This window comes from Pseudomonas sp. MWU13-2862 (assembly GCF_023242495.1).
Classification (GTDB): domain Bacteria; phylum Pseudomonadota; class Gammaproteobacteria; order Pseudomonadales; family Pseudomonadaceae; genus Aquipseudomonas; species Aquipseudomonas gingeri_D.
On sequence record NZ_JALMEZ010000007.1, the window covers coordinates 46,106 to 51,498 of the forward strand.

Here is a 5,393-nt window from a genome sequence, read left to right on the forward strand (position 1 = left end):
TCAATGGGCTTGAACAAGAGTGCGGGAGATGTAATCGGCCAGCGCTTTGGCGGTGGCGCCGTCGGCCAGGACAGCCGGATCGATGTTGATCTGGTAATGGCTTTTGAGCTTGCTCAGGGAGCGGATCAGGGCCAGGGAGGTGCCGCCGAAATCGAAGAAGTCATCGTTCAGGCCGATGTTCTTCAGGCCCAGGTCTTCACCCCACACCTTGAGCACGAACTGCCCGGGTGCAACGATGCGCGAGATGTAGTCGGCGAGGACCTTGGCGGTTGCGCCGTCGGCCAGGACACCGGGATCGATGTTGATCTGGTAATGGCTTTTGAGCTTGCTCAGGGAGCGGATCAAGGCCAGGGAGGTGCCGCCGAAATCGAAGAAGTCGTCATTCAGGCCGATGTTCTTCAGGCCCAGGTCTTCGCTCCAGACCTTGAGTACGAGCTGCTCCGGTTCGCTGAGACCCTGGGCGTCCACCGAGTGCGACGGGGTGACGCCGGCGGTCGGCGAGGGCAGCTGTTTCTTGTCGATCTTGCCGTGAGCGGTCACTGGCAGTTGGGTCAGCGCCAGGTAGGCCGAGGGACGCATGTAGTCCGGCAGGCTGGCGGCCACCAGGGCGGCCACTTCGCTGCGGGTCTGCTCGGTCCAGGCGCCGAGGCTCTGGGTCGGGACCACATAGGCCACCAGGCGCAGGTCGCCATCGCCGTAGTCATGGGCGCCGACATGGGCGGCAGAGACGCTCGGGCTGGTTTGCAGGCAGGCTTCGATCTCGCCCGGCTCGATACGGAAACCGCTGATCTTCAGCTGTTCGTCGCAACGGCCGGCATAACGGTACTCACCGTCATTGTCGAGGATCAGCAGGTCGCCGGTGCGGTAGGCGCGGATCGAGGTGCCGGGCAACTGGATGAAACGCTTGGCGTTGAGCTCGCTGCGATTCAGGTAACCCTGGGCCACGCCGGCGCCTTCGATGTACAGCTCGCCGGCCGTGCCCTGGGGCACCGCGACCTGGTTGGCGTCGAGCAGATGCAACTGCCAGCCGTCCAGGGGGTTGCCGATGGAGACCATTGCGCTGCTTTCCAGATCCTGGCCGAGTACGCGCTTGAAGGTGCTGTGCACCGTCGCTTCGGTAATCCCGTACATGTTGATCAGGGCCGGTTTCTGGTCGCCATGGCGTTCAACCCAGGGACGCAGCACGGTGGCCGGCAGCGCTTCGCCACCGAAGACCACATAACGCAGGGCCAGGGGCGCGGTCGCGCCGCGATCGGCCTCGTCGAGGCCACGGAAGGCCGACGGGGTCTGACTGAGCACGGTCACGCGCTGGTCGGACAGCCATTGGCGCAGGGCGGCAGGCGAGCGCGAGACGTCATACGGTACCACGCTGACCTGGCCGCCGTGGGCCAGGGCGCCCCAGATTTCCCAGACCGAGAAATCGAAGCCGATGGAGTGGAACATCGACCAGACGTCCTGGGCGTTGAAGCCGTAGGTCCGTTGTGTGCTTTCCAGCAGGCGGCTGACGTTGCCGTGGGAAACCAGTACGCCCTTGGGCTCACCGGTGGAACCGGAGGTGTAGATGACGTAGGCGCTGGCCTGGTCCGGGTCGCGGCGGCTGCCGTCAACGCTCAGTTCCAGCGCGGGCGCGGACAGCAACTGCTCGAGGGACAGCACACGCAGGGACGGGCTTTTCGGCAGGTTCGCGGCATCGCCGATCACCAGGCCCAGGCCGCTGTCACGGACGATGTGCTCAACGCGTTTGCCCGGGTATTGCGGGTCGACCGGGACATAGGTGCCGCCGGCCTTGAGGATGCCGAGCAGGCTGATGATCAGGTCGGCGCTGCGCGGCAGGTACATGCCCACACGCACGCCATCCTTGACGCCTTCGTGACGCAAACGTGCGGCCAGCTTCGACGACAGCGCCTCGAGCTGGGCATAACTCAATGTCCGAGTGGCGTCGGACACCGCCGTTCGCTCGGGAAATTCACGGGCCCGGGCACTGAATATCTCATGCAGGAAGGCACCGGGCGTGAGAGGGGCTGGCGGGGTGTTAACCGATTCGCCAGTGTTCTTGATCGGCATGACTAACGCTCCTGTGTAATAACAGGTGCAACGTCTTTTCGCCGTGGCGAAAGACGTTGCACTCGAGACATCCCTGCGGCCTGGAGGATCCATTCGAAGAGCCGGCACGATCCGCAGTTGCCGCATTTCAGCACCGACCGCGGGCCTGCGTCTGTCGCGGGAAATGGGGACAAACGCGTGCCGACGGTGATCGCGATGCATCCGCGGCCCGGGTCACCGCTGTCCCGGTTTGCGGTGACAGACAGCCCCCCGCCATCGGTGTTTTTATCCTTGCGCGGCGGCGGAGCCTGTTGATCTTGCCCCGTACAACGTGGATGTGAGGGGCTGTGGTCCAGGAGTTTGTTCATGAGTCTTCAAGCTAACGTTTCGCCTGTTTTCACCGAAGAACCGCTGGCGGATGCGCCGGCCTGGCCCGACCGGGCGGGGGATCCATCGGTACGTTTGTCCCTGCTGGCAGCCGACAGCAGTTTGCCCGTGGTGATCGAACCGGCCGCGCCTGGCCTGGATCCGGTGTTGTGGGCGAGTGCGCAACGCGAGGCGATCGAGGCGTTGCTGTGCCGTCACGGCGCGGTGCTGTTCCGTGGTTTCGAGCTGGGCTCGGTGGCGGCTTTCGAGGCCTTTGCCGAGGCGCTGTCGCCCGGGTTGCACGGCACTTATGGCGACCTGCCGAAGAAAGAAGGCGGGCGCAATGTCTATCGCTCCACGCCTTATCCCGAGCGCGAGATGATCCTCTATCACAACGAGAGCTCGCACCTGGAAAGCTGGCCGCGCAAGCAATGGTTCTTCTGCGAGCAGCCGTCACGGGTCGGTGGCGCGACGCCGCTGGCGGACATTCGCCAGGTGCTCCAGCGTCTGCCGGCCGAGGTGGTCGCGCGTTTCGAAAGCAAGGGCCTGATGTACAGCCGTACCTTTACCGCCGGCGTCGAGCCGAGCTGGGAATCGTTCTTCGGCACCCCTGAACGCAGCGTCGTCGAACAGCGTTGCCGCGAGCAGGGCACCGACTTCGAATGGCTCGACAGCGACACCCTGCAGATTCGCACCCAGTGCCCGGCGGTGATCAGCCACCCGTTCACCGGTGAGCGCTGCTTCTTCAACCAGGTGCAGCTGCACCACCCGTTCTGCCTGGGCGAGGAAATGCGCGAGGACCTGCTCGACATGTTCGGCGCCGACCGCCTGCCACGGCTGGTCAGCTATGGCGACGGCTCGGACATCGAGGACTCGGTCATGGCCTTGATCGGCGAAGCCTACGAGGCCTGTGCGGTGCGCTTCGACTGGCGCAAGGGCGATGTGGTGATGCTCGACAACATGCTCGCCGCCCATGCCCGGGATCCCTACGAAGAACCCCGTCTGATCGTCGTCGCCATGGGCGAAATGACTGCCCGGGATGACGTCTGGCAACCGACCTGAGTGATCGCAATCGAGTGACCCTGGACTTTCAACGACCGGCCATTGCGCGGGCTAATGCATTCAAGGACAGCAACCAATGAAAAACGAGCAAGAGAAGAAGGCCAAACCTGGCTCGGTCATGCGTCTGCTGTGGCGCAATCATCCCTGGCTGACGCTGATGACCCTGTTGACCGGGATCATCAGCGGGGTGGCGTCCATCGCGGTGATCAAGGTGATCAACGAGGCGATTCATGAGGAAAGCTTCCAGTTGCAGTCGTTGTACTGGTTCGTCGGCCTGAGTGCGGTGTCGCTGTTGTTCCGCAACGGTGCCGCGTTGTTTCCGGCCTACGCCAGCATGCGCATCATGACCCGCCTGCGGATTGCCCTGTGCCGCAAGATCCTCGCCACGCCCCTGGAAGAGATCGACCGCCGCGGGGCACCCAACGTTCTGACGATGCTGACCAGCGATATTCCGCAACTCAACAGTACCCTGGTGATCATGCCGTCGGTGCTGGTGGAGTTGGCGGTGCTGCTGTTCGGCATCGCCTACCTGGCCTACCTGTCCTGGGTGGTGTTCGCGGTAACCGTCGGCCTGATGGTGGTCGGGGTGGCGCTGTACCTGTTCTTTTTCCTGGGCGGTATCTCCTTCTCGCACAAAGTGCGTGACGAGTTCACCTCGTTCAACGAATACACCCACGCCCTGGTGTTCGGTCTCAAGGAACTCAAGCTCAACGGCATCCGGCGCCGCTGGTTCAGCCGCTCGGCTATCCAGGAGTCCTCGACCCAGGTGGCGCGCTACAACTTTATCGAACGGCTCTGGTACACCGCCGCCGACAACGTCGGCCAGCTGACCTTGTCGCTGCTGATCGGTTGCCTGCTGTTCGTCGCGCCCATGCTCGGGGTGATCGATACCAATACCATGACCGCCAGCGTGCTGGTGGTGCTGTACATCATGGGCCCGCTTTCGCTGCTGATCGGCGCCATGCCGTTGCTGGCCCAGGGCCGCATCGCCGGCAGCCGCCTGGCGGATTTCGGTTTCTCGATCAACGGCCCGCACCCGGAGCCGGAAGCCCTCGCCAGCGAATCCGCCAATGTGCTGCGCCTGGATCACAAGAAGTCCTGGGACAGCATCCAGTTGCGCGACGTGCACATGAACTATCAGGACCCGCTCACCGGCACCGGGTTCGGCCTGGGACCCATCGACCTGACGGTGCGTGCCGGCGAACTGATCTACATCGTTGGTGGTAACGGCTGCGGCAAGAGCACCCTGGCCAAGGTTATCTGCGGCCTGTACATCCCACAGGGCGGGCAGGTTCTGCTCGACGACAAGCTGATCAACGAAGAGTCACGCAGCGACTACCGTGACCTGTTCTCCGCGGTGTTCTCCGACTTCCATCTGTTCAACCGGCTGATCGGTCCCGACGAAGAAGAGGACGCCAGCACCGAACTGGCGCAGAAGTACCTGGCGACCCTCGGCCTGGAAGACAAGATCAAGATCGAAGGGCTCGGTTATTCCACCACCAAGGCCCTGTCCTACGGTCAGCAGAAACGCCTGGCGCTGGTCTGCGCCTACATGGAAGACCGGCCGATCTACCTGCTCGACGAATGGGCCGCCGACCAGGACCCGCCGTTCAAGCGCTTCTTCTACGAGGAACTGCTGCCGGACCTCAAGCGTCGCGGCAAGACGGTGCTGATCATCACCCACGATGACCAGTACTTCCAGTTGGCCGACCGCATCATCAAGTTGGTGGACGGGAAGATCGTCTCCGACGTGAATTGCTCGGTGCAGGGCAAGCGCGCCTGATTTCCAGCGCTGTTTAACTTTTCCAGGACCGGCCCTTCGCGAAGCTGAGCGAGGTCGGCCGGCCCCTGGACCTGACTCAATTTCCAGTTGTCGCCGCCTTTTGCGCGTGGCGAGGCTGACCCTTTGCGAGAAGAAATGT

At 63.3% G+C, this 5,393-nt stretch carries 3 protein-coding genes; 2 read left to right on the top strand and 1 reads right to left on the bottom strand.

Translation table 11 applies throughout. The annotated features are described in order from the left end of the window. Positions 1–2,064 carry an amino acid adenylation domain-containing protein gene (locus M5C56_RS14300; protein ID WP_247263197.1) on the bottom strand — a complete coding sequence of 688 codons (2,064 nt, stop codon included), beginning with the start codon at positions 2,062–2,064 and terminating at the stop codon, positions 1–3. Between the two features lie 345 nt (positions 2,065–2,409). Here M5C56_RS14300 and M5C56_RS14305 point away from each other — a divergent pair, with 345 nt between their 5' ends. Both M5C56_RS14305 and M5C56_RS14310 read left to right on the top strand, forming a co-directional pair. After that, positions 2,410–3,471, top strand: coding sequence for a TauD/TfdA family dioxygenase (locus M5C56_RS14305; protein ID WP_103499708.1), 1,062 nt, complete (start codon positions 2,410–2,412; stop codon positions 3,469–3,471). A gap of 76 nt (positions 3,472–3,547) precedes the next feature. Then, positions 3,548–5,254 carry a cyclic peptide export ABC transporter gene (locus M5C56_RS14310; RefSeq protein WP_103499707.1) on the top strand — a complete coding sequence of 569 codons (1,707 nt, stop codon included), beginning with the start codon at positions 3,548–3,550 and terminating at the stop codon, positions 5,252–5,254. Positions 5,255–5,393: the final 139 nt, after the last annotated feature.

Coding starts and splice junctions, on each gene's coding strand:
- M5C56_RS14300 (WP_247263197.1), bottom strand. CDS start 2,064: ATGCCGATCAAGAACACTGGCGAATCGGTTAACACCCCGCCAGCCCCT.
- M5C56_RS14305 (WP_103499708.1), top strand. CDS start 2,410: ATGAGTCTTCAAGCTAACGTTTCGCCTGTTTTCACCGAAGAACCGCTG.
- M5C56_RS14310 (WP_103499707.1), top strand. CDS start 3,548: ATGAAAAACGAGCAAGAGAAGAAGGCCAAACCTGGCTCGGTCATGCGT.